The sequence below is a fragment of the Salinarimonas ramus genome (assembly GCF_014645695.1).
In the GTDB taxonomy this organism is placed as follows: domain Bacteria; phylum Pseudomonadota; class Alphaproteobacteria; order Rhizobiales; family Beijerinckiaceae; genus Salinarimonas; species Salinarimonas ramus.
Genome location: NZ_BMMF01000007.1, coordinates 91,905 through 116,814, shown reverse-complemented (window position 1 = coordinate 116,814; position 24,910 = coordinate 91,905). Strand labels below are relative to the sequence as shown.

Here is a 24,910-nt window from a genome sequence, read left to right as displayed (position 1 = left end):
GTGGGGCGCTTCTCGACGATCGCCGCCGCGGCGGCGGTACTCGCGACGCTCGCCGCCTGCGGGCAGGCGGATCGCGACGCCGCGCGCCTGTGCCGGCTGACGCTGCCCGTCCTCAATCCCGACGGGGCGGAGATCGCCGTCCTGCGCGCCGTCGCGCCGGAGGACGACCTCGTGCGCGTGGACTACACCGTCGAGATCGGCGGGCGCTCGCGCCAGCGCTGGGCGCTGTGCCGCTTCGCGCACGACCCGATCCGCGGCGGGCGCACGGAGCTGGTGGCGCTGGAGACGGACGAGGGCCCCGTCACGGGCGCCTCCCTCTACCTGATGCGCCGCTTCTGGCTGGAGACCCCGGACGCGCAAGCGGCCGATCCCGGCGCGGGGTGAGCGCGCCGGGATCGGTCTCGCGTCGTCGGTAGAGGCTCAGGCCGCGGTCGCGACAGCCACCTCAGGCGCGCAGCCGGCGCACGGGACGCGGCCCGGGCAGGCGATCTGGCGGGTGGTGCCGCAGCCGCCGCAGGTCTCGAGCGCCGGTCGGGCGGGGCGCGTTTCGGTGCTCGCGGTGCGTCGCAGCGCCTCGCTGGCGGCGACGAGGGTCTGGACGCCGGGAATGCGGGCGCTGGGCAGCGGGGCGGTGGTCATGGTCGTCATGGCGTTTCTCCTGGCGGCCGCTCTCAGAGCGCCGACGAGCGGGGCTCGACGCGGGGCGCGCGCTCGGCGAGGGCGGGGGCGGTCCGCGTCGCCTTGAAGCCGACGACGAGGAAGAGCACCACGGAGAGCACCGTCACGGCCTCGCCGGCGAGAAGCAGCGGCACGCCGATCGCGGGCATGCCCGAGACGAGGAAGCCGAGCCCGGAGACCATGGGCGGCAGCCCGACGAGGGCGCTCCAGAAATGCGCCTGGGCGAGGCGCGTCCCGCCCTCTTCCGGGAAGAGGCGGTAGAAGGCGCCGTAGAGGAAGAAGCCCACCCACCCGATCAGGTTCACGTGGACGTGGACCGGGCGGAAGGTGAAATCGTGCGTCAGCGACATGCCGATGCCGAGCGCGATGCCGATGCCGAAGAAGACGAAGGCGGCGCGGAAGAAGCGGTTGGAGAGCGTGGTCATCGTTCTGGTCCTGGTTCTCGGTCGTTGTTCTCGGTGGTTGCCTGGTCAGAGCTTGTTGGCGATGCGCAGGTCGAAGGCGGCGATGCCGCGCTCGGCGAGGGCGCGCGCGTCGAGGCGCCCGCCGCGGCGACGGCGGCGCAGGCGCAGCGCGAGGCGGCGGAGGATGCGGGCGAGGAGGCTGCGGCGGCGCAGGCGCGGGGCGCCCTCGCCGGCGATGGGGTGACGGGCGATGATCATGGGGTCGTTCCTGATCGGGTGCCGGCCGCCCCGGCGCCGACGACGCCGGGAGACGCGACCGGGGACTTGATCTCCTCGAGGAGAGCCGCGAGCGCGCGGATCCGCCGGGCGCGGATCGCCTCGTAATCCGGCTCCGCGCGCCTACGGCGGCAGGGTCGGTCGAAACGGATCAGCGACAGGCGCATCGGCGGGCCTCCTCTCGTGTGGCCCGGACAGGTCTAGGGGTGCGGCATTTCGTGCGAATTGCGCGGGATCGGCCGATGGAAGCGGGACTGTTGCGCGCGCTCCGCCGCCTGCGCGAAATGTTTCGTCCGGCTCCGCGCGACGAAACAGAGCCGGCGCCCCGACGACACGCGGGCGCAATCGCGCGCGCGTAGGCCTGTGCGCGGGCGATGCGCGGTACTTTCCGTTCCGCGCATCGATCGTGTAGATTGAGCGTCGTCCGCGCCAGGCAAGCGCCGAAACCGGACGACGCCACAGCGGCTCGACGGAACGGCGCCATGCGTATCACGAGCAAGATCGCGCTCGTCGGAGGGATCCCGATCGCCATCGCCGCGGCGATCGCGGTCGCGGCCTGGCTCCTGCTGGCCGAGGCGGAGCGCGCCCGCGACGGCGCCGCCCTCGCCGTCTCCGCCCATCGCGGGCTCGCCGATCTCACCCGCGCGTCCGACGACTTCGTCCAGGCGCTACCCACGCAGCGCATCGAGCACGCGATCCGCTTCTCGGTGCTGGCCGACGGCGCGCAGGCGACGCTCGGTGCGCTCGCCGCGTCCGAGGAGGACGAGGCACGCCGGGCGGCGGCGGGGCGGCTCGCGGTGGCGCTCGGCATCTATCGCGAGCAGATGGACGAGCTCGTCGCCCTGGCGAGCACGTCGGACGCGCTCATCGCCGAGATGGGGCTGCGCGCCTCCGCCCTCGTCGGTCTCGCCGACGAGGCGCGCGCGCGCCAGCACGCCTCGAACGGCGACATCGTCGCGACGATCACCGACGACGACCGGCGCATGCGCCTCACCCGCGACATCGTCGACGACGCCCAGGAGGTGCGCGCCGCCTTCCTCGCGCTGGAAGCCTCCCGCGCCCGCGCCTGGCAGGACGCCATCGCCGATCCCGCCGAGGCGGAGCGCCGGCGCGGCTTCGCGCTCGCCCGCCTGCGCAACGCGGGCGCGGACCTCGCGCGCTCCTTCGGCTACGCTTCCCGCGACGAGGAGAGTGCGCAGGCCGACGCGGTCGTCGCCGCCTATGCCGACGCCGTCGAGCGCGGGCGGGCGACGGGGCGGGAGGCGGCTGCGCTCGACGCCTGGGTCGAGGACGTCATCAAGATCGGCGCCACCGAGAGCCGCGCGCGCCACGAGCGCATCGCCCAGCTCCTCGCCTATTCGGTGGAGGCCGGCGAGACGGAGCAGGCGACGCAGAACGTCGCCGTCGAGACGCTGAAGCTCGGGCGGCGCACCGCGGACGCCCTCGCCGGCCGCGACGTCGCCGCCGTCGCCGCGATCGTCGAGGAGAGCCGCGCGCTGCTCGACCACATGGCGGACCTGCCGATCTCGCCCCTCATCCAGACCGAGATGCTCGACGCCATCGAGGGCTGGAGCGAGCGGCTCTCGACGACGGCGGAGAGCCTCGCCGCGCAGAACGCGCTCCTGGAGGAGATGGGCCAGACGGGGCTCGCCATGCTGCTCGGCGTGCAGGATCTCAACGAGGCGCTCGCCGATCGCGCGAAACGGATCGGCGTGACCGTGCGCCAGATCCTGGTGCTCGGCGCAGGCATCGGCCTCCTGCTGGGCGCCATCGCGGCCTTCCTCGTGGCGCGCTCGATCACGGGGCCGCTGAAGCGGCTGCGCGAGGACATGCTCGTCCTCGCCAAGGACCCCGCGGCGGGCATCATCGCCCCGCCCAAGCGCGGCTGGGGCTTCGGCCGCGACGGGCGCATCCGCGACGAGCTCGCCTCCATGGCGCACGCGGTGAACGTCTTCGTCACCGAGATCGCCCGACGCGAATCCGACCTGCGCCGCGCCAAGGACGAGGTCGACCTCACCCTCGACGAGCTGCGCCGCACGCAAGCCGACCTGATCCAGGCCGAGAAGCTCGCCTCGCTGGGCCAGCTCGTCGCGGGCGTGGCGCACGAGATCAACACGCCGCTCGGCGTCGCGCTGACCACGGCGACGAGCCTCGAGGGCGAGGTCTCGCGCCTCGGCGGGGCGGTGGACGGCGGGCGCATCCGGCGCGCGGATCTCGACCGCTCGCTGGCGCGGCTGAAGGAGGGCGCGGGGCTCGTCCACGTCAACCTCGCGCGCGCGGCGGAGATGGTGCAGAGCTTCAAGCGCGTCGCAGCCGACCAGACGAGCGAGGACCGCCGGCGCTTCGACATGGCGCAATGGCTGCACGAGCTGCTGACCAGCCTCGGGCCGGCCCTGCGCAAGCGCGGCCACGCGGTGGAGACCGTCTGCCCGGACGGGCTCGTGCTCGACACCTATCCCGGCGCGCTGGCGCAGGTGCTGACGAACCTCGTCATGAACTCCGTCGACCACGCCTATCCAGGGGGCGAGGCCGGGGCCATGCGCATCGCCGTCACCCGCGCCGCGCCGGGCCTCGTGCGCATCGTCTACGAGGACGACGGCCGCGGCATCGCGCCGGCGAGCGTCGCCAAGGTGTTCGAGCCCTTCTTCACCACGGGCCGCGAGCGCGGCAATACCGGGCTCGGCCTGCACATCGTCTACAATCTCGTCACCGCCAAGCTCGACGGTCGCATCGAGCTCGACCCGCGCCCGGGCAGCGGCGCGCGCTTCGTCATCGACCTGCCGATCTCGCCGGAGGGCCGCGAAGGCCTGCTGCCGGCGGCCGCCCAATGAGGATTGGTCTCATGCGTCGTCTCGCCGTCGTGCTCCTCCTCGCCGCGGGCCTCGCGAGCCCGGCGCTCCCCGCCGCGGGCAAGACCCTCGTCTTCTGCTCGGAGGGCAACCCCGAAGCGCTCAACCCGCAGCTCGTCACGACGACGACGGGGATGAACGCCGCGCGCCCCATGTTCGACACCCTCGTCGCCTTCGCGCCCGGCGCGGGCAGCCTCGAGCCCGCCTTGGCGGAGAGCTGGGAAATCTCGCCGGACGGGCGCGTCTACACCTTCCGCCTGCGCCCGGGCGTGCCGTTCCACGCCCGCGGCGACTTCACGCCCACGCGGACGATGGAGGCGCAGGACGTGCTGTTCTCGCTCGAGCGGCAATGGAAGGAGGACCACCCCTTCCACGACGTCTCCGGCGGGCGCTACGACTATTTCCGCGACAACGGCATGGGCGAGCTCCTCGCCTCCATCGAGGCGCTCGACCCGACGACGGTGCGCATCACGCTGACACGTCCGCACGCCCCGTTCCTGGCGACCCTCGCCGACCCGTTCAACGCCATCCTCTCGGCCGAGTACGCCGCGCACGTGCTCGCCGCCGGCACGCCCGAGGAGCTCGACCGCCGGCCCATCGGGACGGGGCCGTTCCTCCTCGTCGACTACCGCAAGGACGTCGCGGTGCGCTACCGCATGTTCGAGCACTATTGGGGCGGGCGCCAGCCGATCGAGTCGCTCGTCTTCTCCATCACGCCCAATCCGGCGGTGCGCCTCACCAAGCTGCGCTCGGGAGAGTGCCACGTCATGGCCTTCCCGGACCCCGCCGACGTCGCGGCCATCGCGCAGGACCCCGACCTCGTCCTCCTCCAGCAGGAGGGGCTCAACGTCGGCTACATGGCGATGAACGTGACGATGCCGCCCTTCGACGATCCGCTGGTGCGCGAGGCGATCAGCCATGCGGTCGATCGCCAGGCGATCATCGACACGGTCTACGGCGGGGCGGGCGTCGCGGCGAAGAACCCGATCCCGCCGACCATGTGGGCCTACAACGACGCCGTCGTCCCCGATCCCGTCGACATCGACCGCGCGCAGGCGCTGCTCGCGCAGGCGGGGCACGCCGACGGCTTCGACAGCGAGCTGTGGTACATGCCCGTGAGCCGGCCCTACGCTCCCGACGGCCGGCGCATCGCCGAGATGATCCAGGCCGACCTCGCCAAGCTGGGCATCCGCCTGACGCTGAAGACGGCCGATTGGGACGCCTACCGCCTGACGCTCCAGGCGGGAGAGGCACCGCTCGCGCTCTTCGGCTGGACCGGGGACAACGGCGACCCGGACAATTTCCTCAACGTGCTGCTCGGCTGCACCGCGGCCCGCACCGGCGGCAACAACGTCGCCAAATGGTGCGACCCCGCCTACGACGCGCTGGTGAGCCGTGCGCAGCAGGTCTCCGACCAGGGCGAGCGCACGCGTCTCTACCACGAGGCGCAGGAGATCGCGGCCGCGGCGCGTCCCTGGATCCCCATCGCGCATTCGGTGGTGTTCATGGCGACGCGTCGGGAGGTGCGCGGTTTCGTCATGGATCCGTTGGGCCGGCATCTGTTCAAGGGCGTGGACCTGGTACAATGATACGAAAGCCGGCAGTGAAATCGGCAGCGAGAACGGCCATGAGCGACGAGTTCGTCGAGATCCTCGAAGAAGGCTCCCCCAGCGGCGAGCCGGGGGTGGCCGGCGCGCGCGGCGCGTGGACGATCCTCGTCGTCGACGACGACCGGTCGGTGCACGAGGGCACGCGCTTCGCGCTCTACGATTACGCGCTCGACGGACAGGGCCTCGAGATCCTCTCCGCCTACTCGGCGCGTGAGGGCAAGGAGATCCTCGCCGCGCGGCCGGACATCGCCGTCGTGCTCCTCGACGTGGTGATGGAGAGCGACGACGCCGGCCTCACCCTGGTCGACGACATCCGGCGCGAATTGGGGAATCGCACCGTGCGCATCATCCTGCGCACGGGCCAGCCGGGCCAGGCGCCGGAGCGCGCCGTCATCGTCGATTACGACATCAACGACTACAAGGCGAAGACCGAGCTCACCGCCGACAAGCTGTTCACCTCCGTCACCGCGGCGCTTCGCAGCTGGCAGCAGCTGCAGCGGCTCGAGGCGACGCGGCGCGGCCTCGAGATCATCGTCGACGCGGCCGCCATGCTGTTCGACCTGCGCTCCGTGCGCAAGCTCGCCCAGGGCGTGCTGACCCAGATCGCGACGCTGCTCGGCGTCGATTGCGCGGGCATCCTCGTCCTTCGCGAGAACGCCGTCGGCGAGGCGCTCACCGTGCTCGCGGCCTCGGGCTGCTACGGGCCGCACGCCGACCCCGAGGGTCCGGCGCTCGGCGCCGATCTCGAGGCCTGCGTGCGCTCGGCGCTCGAGAGCCACGCCCATGCCTTCGAGGGCGTCCGCTCCGTTCTCTATTCGCGCACGGGGAGCGGGCGCGAGGTCGTCGTCGTCATCGAGGCGGAACGTCCGCTGTCGGAGACGGACCGCGCCCTCGTCGAACTGTTCTCGAGCCGCCTGTCGGTCGCCTTCGACAACGTCATCCTCCACGAGGAGCTGCAGGAGGCGAACGCCAGGCTCGAGGAGCGCGTCGTCGCGCGCACCGCCGAGCTGATCCGCGCCAATCGCCGCCTCGCCGACCAGCGCGCCGACCTCACGCGCTCCAACCGGCTCAAGAGCGAGATCCTCGGCACGGTGGCGCACGACCTGAAGAACCCGCTCGCGGTGATCCTCGGGCGCGCGGAGATGCTGGGCGATCTCATCGCCGTCTCGCCGCCGCCCCTCGACGGCATGCGCGCGCAGGTGGGCCACATCCGGGAGACGGCGCTCCGCCTCACCGACATGGTCTCGACCCTCGTCGCCGACGCGATGAACGACGCCCTCGACATCACGGTCAGGCGCGAGGTGGTGGACCTCGCCGCGCTCGCCCGCGACGTCGCGGAGGCGAACCGGCCGCTGGCCGAGCGCAAGGAGCAGACGATCCGTATCGACACGGCGGGCGAGGTCTTCGTGCTCGGCGACCAGGACCGGCTGCGCGAGGCGATCGAGAACCTCGTCTCCAACGCCGTGAAGTACAGTCCCCGCGGCGCGCCGATCGACATCGCGGCGCAGACCCGCGAGGGGAGCGGCGTCGTCCTCGTCACCGACGTGGGGCCGGGGCTGATGCCGGAGGACGTCGCGCGCGTCTTCGGGCGCTTCCAGCGCCTCTCCGCCAAGCCCACGGCGGGCGAGAGCTCCACGGGGCTCGGCCTGTCCATCGTGCGCCGCATCGCCGAGCTGCACGAGGGCGAGGCCTCGGCCGAGAGCGCGGGGCCGGGGAGGGGCTCGACCTTCACCCTGCGCATCCCGCTGGCCGGGCGCCTTGCCGGGAGCGCCTTCGCATGACGACCGGGCATCGCATCCTCGTCGTTGACGACGAGCCCGCCGCCCGCGAGATGGTGGGCGATTACCTCAAGATGCACGGATTCGACGTCGCGCTCTGCGACGGCGGCGCGAGCCTGTTCGCGACGCTGGGCGAGCGGCGAGCGGATCTCGTCGTCCTCGACCTCAACATGCCGGAGGAGGACGGGCTCTCCATCGTGCGGCGGCTGAAATCGGCGACGGAGGCGGGGCCGGACCTGCCGGTGATCATGCTCACCGCCACCGCGAGCCCCATCGACCGCGTGGTCGGCCTCGAGCTCGGCGCGGACGACTACCTGGCGAAGCCCTGCGAGCTGCGCGAGCTCGTGGCGCGCATCCGCTCCGTCCTGAGGCGGGGAGGGGGCGGGCCGGCGACCGGCTCCGCGGCGGCGAACGCGGCGCCGGCGGAGAACGCGGTGCGCTTCGGCACCAAATGGCTGCACCTCGACAGCTACCAGCTGCGCGACGAGGACGGCGGGCGGCTCGTGCTCACCCGCTCGGAATTCGCGCTCTTGAAGGCCTTCCACGACCATCCCGGCCGCGTGCTCTCGCGCGACCGGCTGCTCGATCTCGCCGATGCGCGGGATCCGGACGCCTTCGATCGCTCCATCGACGTGCGCATCACGCGCATGCGTCGCAAGATCGAGCCGGACCCGGCACGGCCACGCTACATCAAGACCGTGCGCGGCGCGGGCTACATCTATCACCCGCAGGGGCAGGAGGATTGAGAGGGGTCTTCCGGTAAGAGAGGTCCCGCGGCTCAGAGGGCCGCGAGACCGAAGGCGAGCGTCACCGTCGCGGCGAGCGACACGCAAAAGCCCAGCGCGGCGACGCGCCAATTGGGGGCCTCGCCCTCGACCGGCGCCGCGACGGCGATCGCGCGCGGGGCGGAGCGAGCGCGGGCCTCGGCGACGGCGTCGGGCAGGGAACGGGACAGGGTGGACTGGTTCATCGGTCTCGTCTCCGTGATGGCTCTCAGCGCGCGGCGACCTCGACGAGCGCCGTGCGCTCGAGGATCGAGGTCGAAGGGCCGGCGAGCCGCTCGATCGTGATCACCCGCACCAAACGCGGCGGCTCGGTTCGGGTTGCAGCGCGCATGCACGAAGGTGCGCGATTGAGCCACGGGCGGGCGTCGCACGGGGCGATCTCGTCCGTCTCGAGCATGGCCCGCGGCGCGGCGGGCAGGCGGTCCTGGCGCTTGGCCTCGCCCACGCTCGCGTGGAGGGCGAGCGGGGCGAGGAAGGCGGCGATGGCGAGGCCGCAGACCAGGAGGCGGCGGATCGGAGCCGGTGGGAAGGACATCGTCTCTCCTCCGGCCTCTCACGCGCGCCAGAACGGCTTGGCCGCCTCGAACTGCGCCTGGCACGGAGTGATCCCGATGTCGGCCAGCATGTAGGGGCTCATCTGTGCGAGCTGACGCCGACCCTGGGCACGGGCGTGCCACATGGCGAGGGTGCCGTGCAGGCGCGAGAGGAGCGAGAGCCGCGCGGCGACGGCCGGGGCCGGTTCGGCCGCCGCCAGGACGGCGAGACGGCGTTGGTTGAGCGTGGACATGGCGTGTTCTCCGGACGGTTGGTGTTCCGCCGAGAGACCGCGTCCGCTCCTGCGATCCGCGCCTCTCGACGGCGCGGACCATCGCCGGCCCACGTTGCGCCACGACGTCACGCGGGAGGAATCGTGTTTCGTGCGTCTTTCGTTACGGCTCGCGAAACGAAAGAAGGCGGCCCCGAGGAGCCGCCTTCGTTGGATCGTCCGACGTGGAGCGAGGCGCTCAGCCCTCGTCCTCTTCCTCCTGCGGGCCGCGCAGGTTCTTGAGCTTGGCGAAGACCGAATCGGCCTCGGCGCGCTCCACGTCCTCGCGGCGGCGCTGGGCGCCGTAGCCGCCGTACTCGTCCTCCGGCTCGTAGGAGGGCTCGTAGTCGGGGTTCGTCGACACGTCCGCGGGCAGCAGCGTCTGGCCGCCGTCGACGACGGGCGTCACCGGACGGTCCTTGGCGGCGCGCTGGACCTCGAGGTCGAGATCGATCTGCGAGCACAGGCCCAATGTCACCGGATCCATCGGCGCGAGGGAGGCGGAGTTCCAGTGGGTGCGGTCGCGGATCTGCTGGATCGTATGCTTCGTCGTGCCGACGAGGCGCATGATCTGCGCGTCCTTGAGCTCGGGATGGTTGCGCAAGAGCCAGAGGATCGCGTTCGGGCGATCCTGGCGGCGCGACACCGGCGTGTAGCGCGGGCCGCGCTTCGTCTTGATCTCGGGCAGGCGCACCTTGGGCGGGGCGAGCCTGAGACGATAATTCGTGTCCTTCTGCGCCTTCTCGATCTCGTCGTGCGTGAGCTGCCCCGTCGTGATCGGGTTCGAGCCCTTGATGCCGGCCGCGACCTCGCCGTCGGCGATGCCCTTCACCTCGAGGGGGTGGAGCTTGCAGAAGTCGGCGATCTGGTCGAACGTCAGCGAGGTGTTCTCGACGAGCCAGACGGCGGTCGCCTTCGGCATCAAGGGAACAGCGGACACGGGACTTCCTCCTGAAACGAACGCCGGACCGCGGGATCTCTCGCGATGCGCCGGCGCGCGGCAAACCTTCTCCGTGCTCCGACCCGGACCCGGCCGGAGCGACGACGTACCCGATTGTGAGGGGACGCGGGGAATATAGGCGTTTCGCGCGCGCGGCGCAACGAGGATGGAGGGTGGGCTATGGACGCTCGCCGGGGAGATCGCCGCCCGGGGGGATGATCCTCAGCACGAGAACCGAATGGAGGTGACCGGCTTCGCGTTCATTCTCCGCCGCGGTCGGCTGCCTTGCGCGCCAAGTAGCGTTCCTCGACTTTTGCGAACGCCTCCTCGAGCGGCACGGTGTCCTCCTCGCCTCGGTCGACGCGTTCGATGACGGGAAGAACCTCGCGCTTCAGCCACGCATCATCGATGATCGGACCCTCGGCGTTCGTCAGCAGCACGGTGTCCATAGCGTCCTTCCCTTTCCTCGAATGAGACCATACCGGAAGCAACGTTTTTGCGCAGCCGCGTCGCGGTTCTCGTCGATGCGTGATGCGACGCGTCCGCGCCGCGGACTCCTCGCAAGTGCACCCATCACCCCATCGTCAGCACGATCTTCCCCACATGCGCGCTCGAATCCATCCGCGCATGCGCGGCGCGGACGTCCTCCAGCGGATAGGTCGAATCGATCACCGGGCGGCAGCGGCCTTCTCCGATGAGGGGGACGACCTCGCGGGTCAGCGCGGCGGCGATCTCGGCCTTCTGGGCCACCGTGCGCGGGCGCAGCGTCGAGCCGGTGTGGGTGAGGCGCTTCATCATCAGGCGGCGGAAGTCCACCTCGACCTTGGGGCTCTTCAGGAAGGCGATCTGGACGATGCGTCCCTCCACGCCCGCGGCTTCGTAATTGCGCGGGATGTAGTCGCCGCCCACCATGTCGAGGATGAGATCCACGCCGCGCCCGTCGGTGAAGTCCTTGGCGGCTTCCACGAAGTCCTCCTCGCGGTAGTTCACCGCGCGGTCGGCGCCGAGCGCGAGGCAGCGCTCGCACTTCTCGGCGGAGCCCGCGGTGACGATCACCCGCGCGCCGAAGGCCTTGGCGAGCTGGATCGCCGTCGTGCCGATGCCCGACGAGCCGCCGTGGACGAGGAGCGTCTCGCCCGAAGCGAGCCGGCCTCGGTCGAACACGTTGGTCCAGACGGTGAAGTAGGTCTCCGGAATCGCGCCTGCCTCGACCATCGAGAGGCCGGTGGGGACCGGCAGCGCGTTGTCCGCATGCGCGAGGCAATATTCGGCGTAGCCGCCGCCGGGCACGAGCGCCATCACAGCTTCTCCGATGGAGTAGCGGGAGACGCCCTCGCCGCGGGCGACGACCGTGCCCGCGATCTCGAGGCCGAGCACGTCCGGCGCGCCGGGGGGCGGGGGGTAGTGCCCCTCGCGCTGGATCACGTCGGGACGGTTGATGCCGGCGGCGGCGACCTTCACCAGGATCTCGCCGGGGCCGGGGGAGGGGACCGGGCGCTCGACGATCGTCAGCACGTCCGGCCCGCCGCCGCCCTGAGCGATCACGGCGCGCATCGTCTTCGGGAGCGGCGCCCCGCTCGCATCCCGGCTCGTCTCGGCCATGGTTCGTCTCCCTCTCGTCTGCAGGTCCATTCGAGGTGACACGCGCGGTCGCCTGCTGGCAACCCGCGTGCCGGCGCGACGCACTGCGGGCCGTCCCGGCTGGCGTCGCCCCCGGTTGGCCTCACCCGCGTGCCCGCGCTATGATCCCGCTTCGCGGACCGGCCCGAAGGAGAGCGACATGTCCATCGACCCGTTCGGCGAGGAGCTGCCACGCCCCCGCCCAGACACGCACGTGATCGGGCAGGATCTCGCGCATCTCTCCATCGAGGAGCTCGACGAGCGCATCGCCGCGATGGAGACCGAGATCGGCCGCCTGCGCCAGGCGAAGGCGAAGAAGCAGGATTCCCGCTCGGCCGCGGACGCGTTCTTCAAGCCCGCGAGCTGAGGCCGCTCGCCCGGGTGGTGCGCATGGCTGTGCCGAAATCGGCCATGCCGTTTCGACTTTCCGCAGGATCTTAACCCGTCATTAAGCTTCCTGCTTCATGAATGGCGTCATCCAGTCTTCTGGATGCGAGTGGCTCCTGTCCACTCTGTTTGACGCCTCCCTGTTGACCACTTCAGAGCCGCCTCACGGGCGGCTCTTTTTTGTGCGCCGCAACGCCATCGCACGGCGACCCTCCTTTTCCCCGTCTTCCGCGTTAAGGTTAACCGCATCCTAACGCGGCGGGCGGGGGCGTTCGGCGCTAGCTTTGCTCCCACGACTCGGGAACGCCGCGCGTCGTATCGCGCCGGCACAATTCGAGCCAAATTGTTCGTGAGGAGGCGGCACATGAACGCGGACATCACTTTCCGGGACACCCGTGATCCCGTGGATTTCGGGCGCACCTTCGTGCATTCGGACGCCTTCCGCGCGCTGTTCCGGGACGGGATGGCGCTCGTCGAGGAGACCGCGGCCTATCTCGACGGGGAGGGGCGCGAGGAATCGCGGCTCCTGCCGCGCCAGGCGGCGCTGACCTATGCCAGCGAGAGCATGCGCCTGACCACGCGCCTGATGCAGATCGCCTCCTGGCTGCTCGTGCAGCGCGCGGTCGCCGAGGGCGAGATCACGGCGGAGGACGCGCTCAGGGAGAAGACCCGCGTTCGCCTCACCCGCCAGGAGAGCGCGAGCCCGCTCTTCGACGCTGAGGCGCTGCCTTCGCGGCTCAAGGAGCTCATCGGCGCGAGCGTGCGGATGCATTCGCGCATCGTCCATCTCGACGGCGTGCTCTCCGAGGCCGCCGCGCGCCAGCAGCAGCCCGAGGCCGACAGCCCCGTCGCCATGCAGCAATGGCTGATCCGCTCCGCCTTCGGCCGCGGCTGAGCGCGCGGCCTTCGGAAGGCGAAGCCCGTGCCCTGCGGCGAAGCGCGCGGGGAGACAGGCGGCACGCCTTCCGTTAACCTCTCCTTCACCATAACGAAGAGGGAGCGGTCGTCATGCGTGCATCATTCGTCGCCACCGTCGCCGGTTTCGCCCTTCTCGCCGCCGGGCCGGCCTTCGCGCAATGCTCCTGGGAGAGCGCCGCGCACGAGGACGCGGTCGTCGCCTCCACCGTCGAGGCGCCCATCGTGCGCGACGGCGAGCGCAACGTCGTCGTCACGCCGCGCCGCCCGGCGCCGCGGGAGGTGATCGTCACGCGCGGCGTGCCCGAGGTCCTCGGCATCCGCCCCGCGCCCGTGGAGCCGCCGGCGATCTACGTCATCGAGGCGGCCGGCACGGTCCTCGTCGATCCGTCCTGAGGCACGGCGTCCCGCTCCGGGACGCGCCCTACCGCCACCGATCAGAGCCGCCGCGTCAGCGCGTAGAGCGCGATCGCGGCGGCGTTCGAGACGTTCAGGCTCTTGATCGCGCCCGCCATGTCGAGGCGCGCGACGACGTCGCACAGCGAGCGCGTGCGCACCCGCAGGCCCTTGCCCTCGGCGCCGAGCACGAGGAGCGCCGGACGGCGCGCGGGCAGGCTCTCGAAGGTCTCGTCGCCTTCCGAATCGAGCCCGATCCGCAGGAAGCCGCGCTCGCCCAGTCGATCGAGCGCATCACCCAGGTTGCGCACCACGACGAACGGCACGTGCTCGAGCCCGCCCGAGGCCGACTTCGCCAGAACCCCCGTCGCCGCCGGCGAATGGCGCGCGGTCGTCACGATGGCGGTCACGCCGAAGGCGGCCGCGGTGCGGACGATGGCGCCCACGTTGTGCGGATCGGTGATCTGGTCCAGCGCGAGGACGAGGGCGTCGTCGGGCAGCGTGTCGAGGTCGTAGCCCTCGAGCGGCTCGGCTTCGGCGTAGAGCCCCTGATGGACGGCGTCCGGGCCGACGAGCGCGTCGATCTCGCCGGGGCGCACGATCTGCGGGCTCGCGGCGACGTCCGGCAGCTCCTCGGCGAGGCGGCGCGCGGCGTTTTCGGTGGCGAGCAGGCGGCGGATCTCGCGCGCATCGTTGCGCAGGGCCTCCGTCACGGGATGCCAGCCGTAAAGCACCACGACGTCGTCGAGGTCCGGCCGCGGCGGGCGCGTGCGCGGACCGCGCGCCCGGGCGCGCGCGCCGGCGCCCGTCCGGTACGGAGCGGGACGCTTTGCATTCGGCTTGCGGGGCGGCTTCTTGTCGTCGGCCACGGGTCTCGGCTCCGGTCGATGGGCGATCTCCCGCATGCGCGCGCCTCGCCTTCGGGTCAAGGCCGGGGTCTCGCGAAGGCTCCCTGGTCGGCGTGAAAACTGCTCAGCGCAGGCGATTTCGTCGTTGACACGCCCGGTCCACCTCACCATAAGAGCCCCCACGCCGGCGCCCACCAGCCCGGCGTCGCGCCGATCGGCCTCTTCGGGCCGTCGTCGCGGGACGGGGGAATGTCCCGAGCGGCAAAGGGGGCGGACTGTAAATCCGCTGGCTATGCCTTCGTAGGTTCGAGTCCTACTTCCCCCACCACCCGCGACGCGCTAGAACACCCATCGCGCAGATGCGGGTGTAGCTCAATGGTAGAGCAACAGCCTTCCAAGCTGATGACGAGGGTTCGATTCCCTTCACCCGCTCCAGCGTGATCTCCGTGGCGCCTCTTCCCCTGCGTGTTCACCCCACCCCGCCCGTCTCGTGCGCCAGCATGCGCGCGTAGCGGCTCTGCGCGTCTCGCGCGAGGTCCGTCGGCGTGCCCTCCTCGACGACGCGGCCCGCGTCCAGCGTGTAGACCCGGTCGGCGAAGGCGGCCATCGAGGGGCGGTGGGCGATGGTGAGGATGGTTGTGCGTCCGCGCAGCGCCCGTAGCGCTGCGCCCACGCGGGCCTGGCTCTCCCAGTCCAGCGCGCTCGTCGCTTCGTCGAGGACGAGGAGATCGGGCTCGCGCAGGAGCGCGCGGGCGAGGGCGATGCGCTGGCGCTCGCCACCGGAGAGGAGCGTGCCGGCGTCGCCCACGGGGCTGTCGAGGCCGTCGGGCAGGGCGCGCACGAAGTCCGCCGCGGCGGCGTCCTGGAGTGCGCGCAGAAGGCGGGAATCGTCCGCCTCCGGCGCGCCGGCGAGGAGGTTCTCGCGGATGGTGCCGTGCCGCAGCGCCGTTTCCTGCGGCACGTAGGCGATGCGCTCGCGCCAGGCCCGGGCTTGATCGGACGCGACCGCCTCGCCGTCGATGCGCAGCGCGCCGGTGGCCGGCGCGATCAGCCCCGTGACGATGTCCGCGAGCGTGCTCTTGCCCGCGCCCGACGCGCCGATCACCGCGACCGCCTCGCCGACGGGCAGGCGGATCGTGACGTCGCTCAGCCCCGGCGGCGTCTCGCGGCTCTCCCCGCCTTGCGCGTGATGATAGCTGACGTGATCGACGAGGATCTCCCGGCGCGGCCGCGGCACCGGCCGCGTCCCCGCGTCGCGGGCGCGCTCGCGCACGGTCTCGAGGCGCGCGAGGTGGGCGCGCACGTCGCCGTAGGCGGTCTCGTTGGCGAGGAAGAGGCTCGCCTGCGCCTGCAGCGCGAGGAAGCGCGGGGCGACGCGCACGAGGACGAGCAGCATCACGAGGAGCGCGCCCACCGTGAGGCCGGCGACCTCGAGGCCGATCCACACGAACAGCACGGCGCCCGCGGCGAGGCCGACGCGGAAGAGACCGTTGCCCGTGGCGAGCCGGCGGCTGTGCGCCACCGCCTCTGCGCGCGTGCGCGCGAGGCTCTCCTCGAAGGCGGCGACGTGGCGGGGCTCCTCGTTCATGCTGCGCGCGGTCTTGAGCCCGCGCAGAAAGCCCGTGACGATGCCGAACTGGTCCGTGCGCCGCCGCGCCACGGCCGCGCCGAAGATCGAGGAGGCCCGCCGGAACGGTCCCATCGCCGCGAGAGCGGCGGCGCCGCAGGCGAGCGCCAGCAGCGTCATGCCCGGCGACACGGCGGCGCTGAGCCCCAGCAGGAGGAGGAGGCCCACCAGGCTCTGGAGCATGCCGAGCACCGCGAAGACGCTCTGGTTCAGCCGCTCGATCTCGCCCGTGAGCGCGAACTCGATGGAGCCGATGCGCATGCGCGCCAGCGCGTCCCAGCGCGCATCCGCCACGGCGCGGAAGAGCGAGGCGCGGATGTCGTTGGAGAAACGCTGCAGCAGGTCCGCGAAATAGGTCGCGCGCCGCCGCGCGAACCAGGCTTGCAGAGCGACGAGACCGACGAGGGCGAGAAGCAGCGGCTCGAGGCCGATCGCCAGCGCGTCGGCGCCGCCGAGGAACGGCAGGTCGGGGAGGGGGAGCGTCTCGCCGCCGGCGGCGCCGGCGGTCTGGAGGATCGGCACGAGGAGCAGGATGGAGGCGCCTTCGCCGAGCGTCCCGAGCACGAGATACATGATCGCGGTGGGCAGCTTGGCGCCGGTCGCGCGCCGCACGGCACCGACGAGGCGCAGCATGCCGCGGGCGAGGGCGAGGAGCGAGCCCACGTCTCCCGGAGCGGGCGTATCTCCCGTCGTGCGCGTGGCGCCCGCCGGCTTCTCCATTGTCGCCCGCGCGCCGCTCACGCGACGCTCTCCGCGCGCGAGACCGCCGCGCGGGCGAGGTCCGCCTCGATGGCGGCGACGGCCTCGGGCAGGCGGTCGAGACCGTCGGGGACGACGAGGCGGTGGACGAGGCCGGCATCGGCCAGCTCCGCCGCACGCCGCAGATGCGCGCCCGCGCGCCCCTGTGCGAGAGCCGGCTGGCCGAAGCGGGCGACGTAGGCGAAGCGCAGCACGGCCCGCAGCGCCTCCTCGCCCGCGAGCGGCACGATCGCCGCCTCGCCGCCGCGGGAGAGGACGAAGAGCCGTGCGAGCGGTGCCGGACGGTCGCGAAAGCGCCCGACGAGGACGCGGCTCTTCGGCACGCTCGGATGCGCCGGCGGCAGCACCCGCGCAAGCGGGTCGTCGAGCCGCGCGAGCGCGGGGGCGTCGAGCTTCATCTGCGCGCAGCCGGGTGGCGTGACGAAGCCCTCGGCGACCGGATTGGCGACGACGAGGTCGTCCGCCAGGAGCGCGTGGCCCGCGCGCAGCAGGGCGCAGGCGGTGCTCGACTTGCCGGCCCCTTTGTCGCCCATGATCGCGACGGCGCGGTCGCCGACGGCGATGGCGCTGGCATGCAGGACGAAGCGGCCCCGCAGATGCATCGCGCAGGCGAGGACGGGGCCGAGCAGCGGGAAGGCGAGGAGGTCTGCGCTCGCCTCACGTGTCGGCGTGACCACGATCCCCTCGCCGCGATCGTCGATCCGGAACGCTCCCACGGCCGGCCAGGCGAGGCGCACGCCATTATCGTCGAAGGTGGCGCCGTACGGCTCCGCGACGGGCCGTGCCGGCTCGCACGAGATGACGAGATCCGCCGTTTCCCCGGTGTCCGGCCAGGCGGGCAGCTCCGGCAGGGGAACGGCGCTCCGGATGCGCAGGCCATAGGCGAGGCGCAGGTCCGGGGAGGTGGACGAGGATGCGGGGGAGGCGAGGTGCGGGCTCATGCGGGGATCTTCGCCATGCGGGCATGCGCTTCGTCGTGCCGCCGACCGGCATCGATCGCCTCGTCGGGGAGCTTCGCGCCGAGGAAGAGCGCGAGCTGGCTCGCGCGCCAGGTCTCCACGAGGCAGGCGACGTCGTCCTCGCCGCGCGCGAGCGCCGAGACGTTCTCGCGCAGGACGGCGACGTCGACGTGATCGGCGACCGCGTCGGGATCGGCTGCGAGCGCCGCGAGGAAGGCGCGGCTCGCCGGTGCCGCGAGGCTCGCCCGCGCGACGGCGCGGAAATCGGTCTTGTCGGGGCGAAGGCGAACGCTTTCGGGCAGGACGCCCGCCATCGCGCCGCGCAGGAGCGCGCGAGTGCGCCCCTCGGCGAGCTTCTCCTCGGGCAGGCGCGACAGGCAATGCGCGACGACGCGCCGGTCGAAGAACGGGTAGCGCGGCTCGACGCCGTGAGAAGCCGCGGCGCGGTCGAGCACGTCGAAGCCGAGCGCGCTGCGCGGCCCGGTCAGGGCGGCGAAATGGGCGCGGGTGGCGCGGGGGAGGTCGGCGGATGCGGCGCTGCGGCTTTCGCGGCGGCGCTCGACGAGGCGTGTGCGCCGGGCCGCCTCGTCCGAGACGATCCGGCGCCAGGCGCGCGGGTCGTTCGCGCCCGCGCGACGCGCGTGCAGGCGTCGCGCGATCCCGCCGAGCGGCCATCCCGCGCCGCCCGCGAGGCTCTCCAAGAGCGTCGCCGTGCGATCACCGCCATAGAGCGCGGCCGCCGCGCCGCAGCCGCGCCAGAGCGCGCCGAGCCGTCCCGCGCGGGCGAGATCGGGCAGATGCGCGACGCCGTCGTTCACGACCTCGTCGCCGCCGTGCCCGTTGAGCAGGATGTCGACGCCCGCTCGCGCCGCCGCCTCGTAGAGCGCGCGGGTGACGACGAGGCCCGGCGCCGGCAGCGGCTCGGCATTGTCGGTCAGCAGCGCGCGCCCGGCGAGGATCGCGTCCGGCGCCTCGACGACGAGCCTATGCGGCGCGAGCCCGCCCATGGCGAGAACGGCGTCCACATGCCGACGCTCGTCGATCTCGGGGAGAGCCGCGAAGGCGAGGGTGAAGACGGGGAAGGACGGGCCGCCCGAGCCGCCGCCGCGCGCCGCGAGACGGGCGATGCTGCTCGAATCGAGCCCGCCGCTGAGCATGGCGCCGGTGCGCCCCGCCTCGATCCGGCGCGCGACGGCGTCCTCCAGGAGATCGCGCAGGATCTCCGCGCCGGAACCGTCCGTCGGCTCCTCGGGGACGAGCGTCCAGTAGGGCCGCGTCTCCATGCGCCCGGCCTCGGCAACGAGGACGTGGCCCGGCGCGAGGCGGCGGATGTCGCGATAGGCGGTGCGGCTCGCGTCGCTCGGCGTGCCGGCGAGGTAGTCCGCGATCCATTCTGGGTCGTGCGGCGGCGGTGCCGGCAGCGCGGCGAGCAGGGCGCCGAGCTCGCTCGCGAAGGTCAGGCCCGCCCTGTCGGCGTGCACGTAGAGGGGCTTCACGCCGAAGCGATCCCGCACGGCGACGAGGCGGCGCCGCCGTGGATCGTGGATCACGAGGGCGAACTCGCCCTCCAGCCGCTCGGCGAAGGCGTCACCCCAGCGTTCGTAGGCCGCGAGCGCCAGCCGCGCGGGTGCCGTATCGCGGGGGAGTCCGAGGATTTCCGCGAGGGCGGCCGTGTCGTCGAGGCGCAGGTCGCCGACGAGGGCGGGGCCGTCGGCATCGTCTCCCGCGAGGCCGCTCGCCTCGTCGGCGCGCTCGCGGATGCCGAGCCGGGCCGCGCCGGATGCGATCTCCCGGGAGGTCTCGCCGCGATGCGCCTGCGCCGCGAGCACGGCCGCGAGCGTACCAGGCCCCGCCGGCGCGCCGTCGAGAGGGAGATGCGCGACGAGGCCCTTCATCGCGGCGTCTCCGCGACGACGGTATCCGGCGTGTCGCTGGCATAGGCGGTCAGCGGGCGATGCCCGGCGAGCTCCACCGCCGTGCCGCCCAGCACGATCGTATCCTCGCACAGGAGCCAGGCGTGCGGACGCGGTGCGTCGCCGCCCTTGGGCAGCGTGATCGAGATCGCGGAGCGTCGCCCGCGCGCGGCGAGGAGCTCGCGGCCGGCGAGCGCCTGCGTCAGGCAGGTCGCGCCGGGCACGAGCCGGGCCGCGTTGCGCACGGACCATGCGATCTCCCGCATGTCGGCGAGGCTCGCCGGCGTGCGCGGGGCGGAAGGAGTCGCGGCGGTGCGGTCGAGGATCGCGCCCAGGCGGTTCGGGCGCAGCGTCGCGCGGGTGCGCGCGACGCTGATCAGGGCGCGGGCGAGGAGGCGCGCCTCATGGAGCGACGGCGGGCGCATGGGCGTCCTCCGCGGCCGAGGTCGAGGTCTCTTCCACACGCACGAGGCCGCGCTCGGCCATGAGGCCCACGAGCCGCTCGACGTCCGCGCGGCAGCGTGCCTCGTCGACGGCGAAGGTGTCGGTGACCCGCGCGACGAGGTCGTCGACGGGGACCGCGCCGGTGCCTGCCTGCGGCAGGGCGCGCCAGACGATGGTGCTCACGGCGTTGAGGCGAAAGCAGGTGTTGTCGCCGAGATCGAGGAGCACGATCCCCTCGCCGAAGGCGGTCTCGACGCAGCTCGGCGATGCCGCGACGAGGCGGGCGGTCTCGGTCATTCCATTCTCCTTCGCGGCAGGATCGTCGTCGGGAGCTGTTCCCGAACGAGCGGAATGCCGGCGGCGGGAAGGCCCGCCGCCGGCCGTTTTCGGCGTATGCCGCCGATCAGGAGAAGGTGAGATCGTCGAACGATGCACCGGATTGGAAGTCCGCATCCAGGTTCGACCCGGTCGAGTTACCGTGGGTGATCTCTTCGAGCGTACCCATGACCTCGAGCTCCGGGGTCTCGTAGGCGAGCTTCTCGGTGTCGGCCTTCATGAAGACGTTCTGCATGAGAGGTCCTTTCCTATCTTCTTTGCTACGGGAAGTGGGAAGCGAGCGGCCGCCCACCCGACATGCACGACCGCTTTCGTCCGCACACGACGCCATCCGGAACAGTCGCCTGCGAGAATCGTTCCTAAGTCTCGAAAATACAACATAAGTTATCTGGTGATTGGCCGAATACTAAGGCAACGCCCGTATAGCCTCAGCTTCGCCGCCGTCGCGAATGAAACGGAAGCCCCACGAGAAGCCCATGAGCAGAAGAGTCAGCCGCACGACGCCGATCGATCTGAAGTCTTGTGAACCGCATGCGCTGATCGCCCTCGTTGCTTCTCCGAGGCCGCATGCGATGGTTGCAGATGCGCGGGCGCCGGCACTGCTGGACCTCGCGCGGCGCAACAAGGTGCTGCACGCGCTCGACGCCGTGCGCGACGATCTGCGCACGGAGGTACCGGTGGCCATGGCGCAGCTCGACGCCTATCGGCTGCGCACGCTCGCCATCAATCGCGCCTGCCTCGCCACCGCCGTGCGCGTCACGGACGCCCTTTCCGCTGGCGGGATTCCGCACGCCCTGTTCAAGGGGCCGATCCAGCAGATGCTGCTCCACGGCTCGCCCATGCTGAAGGCGAGCGCCGACGTCGACGTGCTCGTGGCGCCCGTGGACCGCGCCCGGGCCGCGGCGATCGTCGAGAGCCTCGGCTACCGCACGTCGGACGCGCGGCTCGCGCGCTGGTGGGTCGGGCATCTCGGGGAGCAGCATTTCGACGGCCCGGCGGGCGCGCCGACGATCGACCTCCACCACGCACTCCACCGCCCCGGCAGCCCGGGCCTGCGCGACCCCGAGCGGCTCCTCGCGAACGTCCGTCCCGTGACGGTTGAGGGGAGGGCGGTGCCGACGCTCTCCGCCGTCGACACCTGCCTCGTCGTGGCCCTCAACGTCGTGAAGGCGCTGCTCGCCCGCGAGCCCTGCCTCGACCATGTCGCCGACCTGCGCCGCGCCCTCGCGCGGCTGGATCCGCAGGAGGCGCGCGCGCTCGAGGCGGCCGCGGCGCATCAGGGGCTCGCGGAGACCCTCGCCGCCGCCCGCGCGCTGGCGGCACGGCTTCTCGAGCGCGAAAGCCCCGGTGCGGACCCGCTCGGCTTCATCGACGAGGAGACCCTCGTCCGCATGGTGGTCGCGCCTTGGATGGCAGGCGCCGACGCCCCGCGCCGCAGGCGGCTGCTCTACGCCCTGTGCGGGCGCGCGCCCCTACGCTTCCTGCGGGAGGCCGCGCGCGCCTTCGCTGCGGAAGCCGTTCGCAAGCGCCTGGAACGCCCTGCGTGAAGGACGCGAGGCGGCGACGTCGACACGTGCGAGCCAGCCGTCGAGCGCCGCGTTCGTGGCCTCGGGCGCCTCGATCGTCGGCAGATGCCCCGTGCCCTGCAGGACGACGAGTTCCGCGTCTGGGACGAGCTCCGCCATGAGCGTGTGGCGATCGAGCGGGCAGAGCCGGTCCTGCGCGCCGCAGAGCACGAGGGTGGGAACGCGCACGCCGCGTAGGGTCTCGCGCTGGTCCGGCCGGCGCTGCAACGCCCGCGACTGACGCTCGAAGGTGGCGGGGCCGAGCGCCTGCGCCATCGCCACGCACAGCTCCCGGATCGCCTGAGCCGCCGGCGCATCCGGCTCGACGTAGAGCGGAGCGAGCTCCTCGCGGACCACCCCGGCGAGATTGCCGGCGCGCACCCGCTCGATCTGCGGCTCGCGCCGCGCGGCGGTCTCGGGCGTCTCCGCCATGGGGTTGGTGTCGAGGAGCGCGAGCCCGGCGACGCGGCCGGGCGCACGGCGCACGATCTCCATGGCGACGATGCCGCCCATGGAGAGTCCCGCCAGCGCGAAGAGCGGGGGCGCGTCGGCGAGGATGGCGGCGGCGAGCGCCTCGACGGTCTCGCCGTGGGCGGTGGTCGCGACCTGCACGCCGCGGCGTGCCGAGAAGGCGGCGATCTGCGGCGCGAAGAGCCGCGCGTCGCACATCATGCCGGGGACGAGGAGGAGCGGGGGATGGGCGAGCACGGCGGGGCCTCAGGCGGGTGCGGCGGCGCGGGCGCCGGCGAGTGCGGCGCCGTCCGCCAGCGCGCGGAGCTTGGCGAAGGCGATCTCGGGATCGACGGCGCCGAAGCCCGCGAAGGTGCCGAAGCCGCAATCCGAGCCCGCGATCACGCGCTCGGCCCCGACGACGGGGATGAAGCGCTCGAGCCGCTGGGCGACGACTTCCGGATGCTCGACGAAGTTCGTCGTGGTGTCGACGACGCCGGGCACGAGCACGACGTCGTCGGGGATCTCCCGCGCGCGGTCGCGGAATACGGTCCATTCGTGGGCGTGGCGCGGGTTCGAGGTCTCGAACAGCACGTAGCGCGCCTTCACCGACATCAACGTCGAGAAGACCTTGTCCATGGCGATGTCGCAGACGTGCGGGCCCTCGTAATTGCCCCAGCAGATGTGGACGCGCACCCGCTCCTTGGGCACATCCGACAGCGCATGGTTGAGAGCGTCGACATGGGTCTGCGCCACCTTCACGAACTCCTCGTCGGAGAGGTCCGTGAAGAGCATGTGGCGCGAGAGCGCGAGGTCCGGGCAGTCGAGCTGCAGGTCGAGGCCGGCGGCGACGATGGTCTCGTATTCCGCCTTCATCACGTCGGCGAGCGCCGCGAGATAGGCCTCGCGGCTGGGATAGTACGCGTTCTGCAGGAAGAGCGAGATCACGCCGGGCGAGGCGGCGTTCATGAAGCCGCGCTCGGCGCCGTGCTCGGCCATGGCCGCCTTCAGGTGGGCGATGTCCGTCTCCAGCTCGCCCTGGCCCTTGGAGCGCACCGGACCGACGCATTGCGGGCGCGCGTAGGTCGGCGTGCCGCCGGACTTGGCGAGGCGCTCGAGGAAGGTCGGGTACAGCTTCAGGTCGGCGGGCGCGTTGCGCGGGCTGTCGCCGGCGAAGCCCTCGTAACGGTCCTTGACGTAGGTGGCATAGGAGATCTTCGAGGTCTCGCCGTCGGAGACGATCGTCACCCCCGCCTCCACCTGCCGACGCACCGTCTCGGAGACCGCCGCGCGCATGGTGGCGTCGAACGTGGCCCGGTCCCAGGCCTCGCCGCGCTCGCGCGCGAAGAGCTGGTCCACCACCGCCTGGGAGCGGGGCAGCGAGCCGACATGGGTGACGTCGAGGGTCATGGGGGCCGTGTCCTTTCTCGATAGGGCTGGGGAAGCGCGCTGCGCCGGTGAAGCCCCGCAGGGAGGGAGTCCGCGAAGCGGACGGGTGGGGGCGAAAGGGTCGAACGGCGCTCGCCCCCACCCGTCCGGCCCGCGGCCGTCGACCTCCCCGCGGGGAGGTGTGGACAATGTCACCCCCGCCTGGTCGGGCCGGCGGGGTCGTCGGTGTTGCGCACGCGGTAGAGGCTCGCCTCGCCCGACATGGACGGCGCCAGCGCGCGCGACAGGCCCGGCGGGACGGCGCAGGTGTCGCCCGGCGCGAGCACGGTCTCGCCGCCCGACCACGCGAGCCGCCAATGGCCGCGCATGACCATCAGCACCTCGTGCCGGTCGGTGACGTAGGCGTCCTCCGGGATCGAGCCGCGGGCGAGGAGCTCGACCTCGAAGCCCGGGCGGTCCTTCAGGAGCGCGCTCTCGCCGATCACCCGCGCGGGCTCGTGCTTGGCGAGCGCCATCAGGTCCCAGTAGCGGGCGACGTAGTCGCGCACGACGGCGGAGGGCGGCAGCTCGGGGAAGGCCTTCAGCTCCTCGTCCGTGAGGAGCGGCATGGGCTTCACGCCATCGGGCAGGCGCTGGCCCTTCTTCGTGTCGTAGAGCTTGCCGGTCTCGGCGAGCACCAGGCCGTGCTCGCGCGCGTCCTCGATCACCTGCGGCGCCCAGATCACGCCGCCGCCGGCGTCGTCGCCGCCGAGGATGGCCATGATCATCCCGTAGTCGGTGCCGATGTTCTCGAAGCCGCGGAAGATGCCGGTGGGGATGTCGAAGATGTCGCCTTCCTCCAGCACCACCTCGCCCGCATTGCCCCAGCGCCCCCAGAAGAAGCGCCAGCGGCCCTTGAGCACGAAGAACACCTCCGCCGTGCGGTGGGAGTGCAGCGAGTTGCGGCACTTCGGCGGCTGGCCGGCGGCGCCGATGTTGAAGCCCGGCGTCTCCTTGATGTGGACGTGCTGATCCGGGCTCTCGGAGACGCCTCCACCGATGATGGTGAAGTTCTCCTTCTGGTCGGAGCCGGGCGTGTGGGCGTCGATGAAGGCGGTGCGGCACGGCACCAGCGCGCCGTAGCGCACGATGCGCGCCTCCATCTCGGAGGGAGAGAGCGTGAGCGTTTCCATGGTTT

Annotated in this window: 29 protein-coding genes and 2 tRNA genes; 11 read left to right on the top strand and 20 right to left on the bottom strand. The window is 72.2% G+C overall.

The features are described 5' to 3' along the window. Positions 1-384 carry a hypothetical protein gene (locus IEX89_RS13095; RefSeq protein ID WP_244645366.1) on the top strand — a complete coding sequence of 128 codons (384 nt, stop codon included), beginning with the start codon at positions 1-3 and terminating at the stop codon, positions 382-384. A gap of 36 nt (positions 385-420) precedes the next feature. Here IEX89_RS13095 and IEX89_RS13090 read toward each other — a convergent pair whose 3' ends face one another. The 4 genes from IEX89_RS13090 to IEX89_RS13075 are packed head-to-tail and all read right to left on the bottom strand — an operon-like array spanning position 421 to position 1,525. After that, positions 421-648, bottom strand: coding sequence for a hypothetical protein (locus IEX89_RS13090; protein ID WP_188913675.1), 228 nt, complete (start codon positions 646-648; stop codon positions 421-423). Between the two features lie 23 nt (positions 649-671). Continuing rightward, on the bottom strand, positions 672-1,103 hold the full coding sequence (locus tag IEX89_RS13085) for a cytochrome-c oxidase (protein WP_188913673.1): 432 nt from the start codon (positions 1,101-1,103) through the stop codon (positions 672-674). 45 nt (positions 1,104-1,148) lie between these two features. Further along, complete coding sequence (locus tag IEX89_RS13080; RefSeq protein ID WP_188913672.1) at positions 1,149-1,340, bottom strand: hypothetical protein; 192 nt, start codon at positions 1,338-1,340, stop codon at positions 1,149-1,151. After that, entirely contained in the window at positions 1,337-1,525 is a 189-nt protein-coding gene (locus IEX89_RS13075) for a hypothetical protein (RefSeq protein WP_188913670.1), read from the bottom strand. The genes IEX89_RS13080 and IEX89_RS13075 overlap by 4 nt, the downstream gene beginning before the upstream one ends. Positions 1,526-1,840: 315 nt before the next feature. Here IEX89_RS13075 and IEX89_RS13070 point away from each other — a divergent pair, with 315 nt between their 5' ends. From IEX89_RS13070 to IEX89_RS13055, 4 genes are read left to right on the top strand one after another with little or no spacing between them, the layout of a single operon-like run. Further along, entirely contained in the window at positions 1,841-4,189 is a 2,349-nt protein-coding gene (locus IEX89_RS13070; RefSeq protein ID WP_188913667.1) for a sensor histidine kinase, read from the top strand. Positions 4,190-4,200: 11 nt separating this feature from the next. Beyond that, positions 4,201-5,796, top strand: coding sequence for an ABC transporter substrate-binding protein (locus tag IEX89_RS13065; protein WP_188913665.1), 1,596 nt, complete (start codon positions 4,201-4,203; stop codon positions 5,794-5,796). A 38-nt stretch (positions 5,797-5,834) separates the two neighbouring features. Next, entirely contained in the window at positions 5,835-7,598 is a 1,764-nt protein-coding gene (locus IEX89_RS13060; protein WP_188913663.1) for an ATP-binding response regulator, read from the top strand. Next, entirely contained in the window at positions 7,595-8,341 is a 747-nt protein-coding gene (locus tag IEX89_RS13055; protein ID WP_188913661.1) for a response regulator, read from the top strand. Before IEX89_RS13060 ends, IEX89_RS13055 begins: the two co-directional genes overlap by 4 nt. Before the next feature lie 32 nt (positions 8,342-8,373). Here IEX89_RS13055 and IEX89_RS13050 read toward each other — a convergent pair whose 3' ends face one another. The 6 genes from IEX89_RS13050 to IEX89_RS13025 all read right to left on the bottom strand — a co-directional run bounded on the left by IEX89_RS13050 (position 8,374) and on the right by IEX89_RS13025 (position 11,727). Further along, the gene (locus IEX89_RS13050) at positions 8,374-8,565 is read right to left on the bottom strand and encodes a hypothetical protein (RefSeq protein ID WP_188913658.1); all 192 of its coding nucleotides are present in this window, start codon (positions 8,563-8,565) and stop codon (positions 8,374-8,376) included. A 23-nt stretch (positions 8,566-8,588) separates the two neighbouring features. After that, a complete protein-coding gene (locus IEX89_RS13045) occupies positions 8,589-8,915 on the bottom strand; it encodes a hypothetical protein (RefSeq protein WP_188913656.1) in 327 nt (108 codons plus the stop codon). A gap of 18 nt (positions 8,916-8,933) precedes the next feature. Next, on the bottom strand, positions 8,934-9,167 hold the full coding sequence (locus tag IEX89_RS13040) for a DUF1127 domain-containing protein (RefSeq protein WP_188913654.1): 234 nt from the start codon (positions 9,165-9,167) through the stop codon (positions 8,934-8,936). Between the two features lie 217 nt (positions 9,168-9,384). Then, positions 9,385-10,125, bottom strand: a complete 741-nt coding sequence (locus IEX89_RS13035; RefSeq protein ID WP_188913652.1) for a DUF1013 domain-containing protein — start codon at positions 10,123-10,125, stop codon at positions 9,385-9,387. Between the two features lie 260 nt (positions 10,126-10,385). After that, positions 10,386-10,574, bottom strand: coding sequence for a hypothetical protein (locus tag IEX89_RS13030; RefSeq protein ID WP_188913650.1), 189 nt, complete (start codon positions 10,572-10,574; stop codon positions 10,386-10,388). Between the two features lie 124 nt (positions 10,575-10,698). After that, on the bottom strand, positions 10,699-11,727 hold the full coding sequence (locus IEX89_RS13025) for an NAD(P)H-quinone oxidoreductase (RefSeq protein ID WP_373290581.1): 1,029 nt from the start codon (positions 11,725-11,727) through the stop codon (positions 10,699-10,701). A 178-nt stretch (positions 11,728-11,905) separates the two neighbouring features. Here IEX89_RS13025 and IEX89_RS13020 point away from each other — a divergent pair, with 178 nt between their 5' ends. The 3 genes from IEX89_RS13020 (at position 11,906) to IEX89_RS13010 (ending at position 13,443) form a co-directional block, all read left to right on the top strand. Next, positions 11,906-12,112, top strand: a complete 207-nt coding sequence (locus IEX89_RS13020; protein WP_188913648.1) for a DUF1192 domain-containing protein — start codon at positions 11,906-11,908, stop codon at positions 12,110-12,112. A gap of 384 nt (positions 12,113-12,496) precedes the next feature. Next, on the top strand, positions 12,497-13,027 hold the full coding sequence (gene rcdA, locus IEX89_RS13015) for a protease adaptor protein RcdA (protein ID WP_188913646.1): 531 nt from the start codon (positions 12,497-12,499) through the stop codon (positions 13,025-13,027). A gap of 113 nt (positions 13,028-13,140) precedes the next feature. Further along, entirely contained in the window at positions 13,141-13,443 is a 303-nt protein-coding gene (locus IEX89_RS13010; RefSeq protein WP_188913644.1) for a hypothetical protein, read from the top strand. Between the two features lie 41 nt (positions 13,444-13,484). On the opposite strand, the gene IEX89_RS13005 is transcribed toward IEX89_RS13010, so the two are convergent. Next, positions 13,485-14,348, bottom strand: coding sequence for a TrmH family RNA methyltransferase (locus IEX89_RS13005; protein ID WP_188913641.1), 864 nt, complete (start codon positions 14,346-14,348; stop codon positions 13,485-13,487). A 186-nt stretch (positions 14,349-14,534) separates the two neighbouring features. On the opposite strand from IEX89_RS13005, the gene IEX89_RS13000 reads away from it, so the two are divergent. Together IEX89_RS13000 and IEX89_RS12995 are read left to right on the top strand one after the other, a co-directional pair. Next, positions 14,535-14,619 (top strand) — tRNA-Tyr (locus IEX89_RS13000). A 33-nt stretch (positions 14,620-14,652) separates the two neighbouring features. Continuing rightward, a tRNA-Gly gene (locus tag IEX89_RS12995) sits at positions 14,653-14,726 on the top strand. A 34-nt stretch (positions 14,727-14,760) separates the two neighbouring features. On the opposite strand, the gene IEX89_RS12990 is transcribed toward IEX89_RS12995, so the two are convergent. The 6 genes from IEX89_RS12990 to IEX89_RS12965 form a co-directional block, all read right to left on the bottom strand. After that, entirely contained in the window at positions 14,761-16,659 is a 1,899-nt protein-coding gene (locus IEX89_RS12990) for an ABC transporter ATP-binding protein (protein WP_210317630.1), read from the bottom strand. Beyond that, positions 16,656-17,618: a serine kinase gene (locus tag IEX89_RS12985; RefSeq protein WP_188913639.1), complete on the bottom strand. Its 963-nt coding sequence runs from the start codon at positions 17,616-17,618 to the stop codon at positions 16,656-16,658. Before IEX89_RS12985 ends, IEX89_RS12990 begins: the two co-directional genes overlap by 4 nt. Beyond that, positions 17,615-19,531, bottom strand: coding sequence for an asparagine synthetase B family protein (locus IEX89_RS12980; protein ID WP_188913637.1), 1,917 nt, complete (start codon positions 19,529-19,531; stop codon positions 17,615-17,617). Before IEX89_RS12980 ends, IEX89_RS12985 begins: the two co-directional genes overlap by 4 nt. Continuing rightward, positions 19,528-19,974 carry a lasso peptide biosynthesis B2 protein gene (locus IEX89_RS12975; protein ID WP_188913634.1) on the bottom strand — a complete coding sequence of 149 codons (447 nt, stop codon included), beginning with the start codon at positions 19,972-19,974 and terminating at the stop codon, positions 19,528-19,530. Before IEX89_RS12975 ends, IEX89_RS12980 begins: the two co-directional genes overlap by 4 nt. Continuing rightward, positions 19,952-20,290 carry a PqqD family protein gene (locus tag IEX89_RS12970; RefSeq protein WP_188913632.1) on the bottom strand — a complete coding sequence of 113 codons (339 nt, stop codon included), beginning with the start codon at positions 20,288-20,290 and terminating at the stop codon, positions 19,952-19,954. The genes IEX89_RS12975 and IEX89_RS12970 overlap by 23 nt, the downstream gene beginning before the upstream one ends. 106 nt (positions 20,291-20,396) lie before the next feature. Next, positions 20,397-20,564: a lasso RiPP family leader peptide-containing protein gene (locus IEX89_RS12965; RefSeq protein ID WP_210317629.1), complete on the bottom strand. Its 168-nt coding sequence runs from the start codon at positions 20,562-20,564 to the stop codon at positions 20,397-20,399. A 337-nt stretch (positions 20,565-20,901) separates the two neighbouring features. On the opposite strand from IEX89_RS12965, the gene IEX89_RS12960 reads away from it, so the two are divergent. Beyond that, positions 20,902-21,876, top strand: a complete 975-nt coding sequence (locus IEX89_RS12960) for a nucleotidyltransferase family protein (protein ID WP_188913630.1) — start codon at positions 20,902-20,904, stop codon at positions 21,874-21,876. On the opposite strand, the gene IEX89_RS12955 is transcribed toward IEX89_RS12960, so the two are convergent. From IEX89_RS12955 to IEX89_RS12945, 3 genes are all read right to left on the bottom strand, one after another. Continuing rightward, complete coding sequence (locus IEX89_RS12955) at positions 21,802-22,602, bottom strand: alpha/beta fold hydrolase (protein WP_244645362.1); 801 nt, start codon at positions 22,600-22,602, stop codon at positions 21,802-21,804. The two genes, IEX89_RS12960 and IEX89_RS12955, sit on opposite strands and share 75 nt — an antisense overlap. A gap of 9 nt (positions 22,603-22,611) precedes the next feature. Further along, entirely contained in the window at positions 22,612-23,754 is a 1,143-nt protein-coding gene (locus IEX89_RS12950; RefSeq protein ID WP_188913628.1) for a cobalamin-independent methionine synthase II family protein, read from the bottom strand. Positions 23,755-23,924: 170 nt separating this feature from the next. Beyond that, positions 23,925-24,905: a cupin domain-containing protein gene (locus tag IEX89_RS12945; RefSeq protein ID WP_188913626.1), complete on the bottom strand. Its 981-nt coding sequence runs from the start codon at positions 24,903-24,905 to the stop codon at positions 23,925-23,927. Positions 24,906-24,910: the final 5 nt, after the last annotated feature.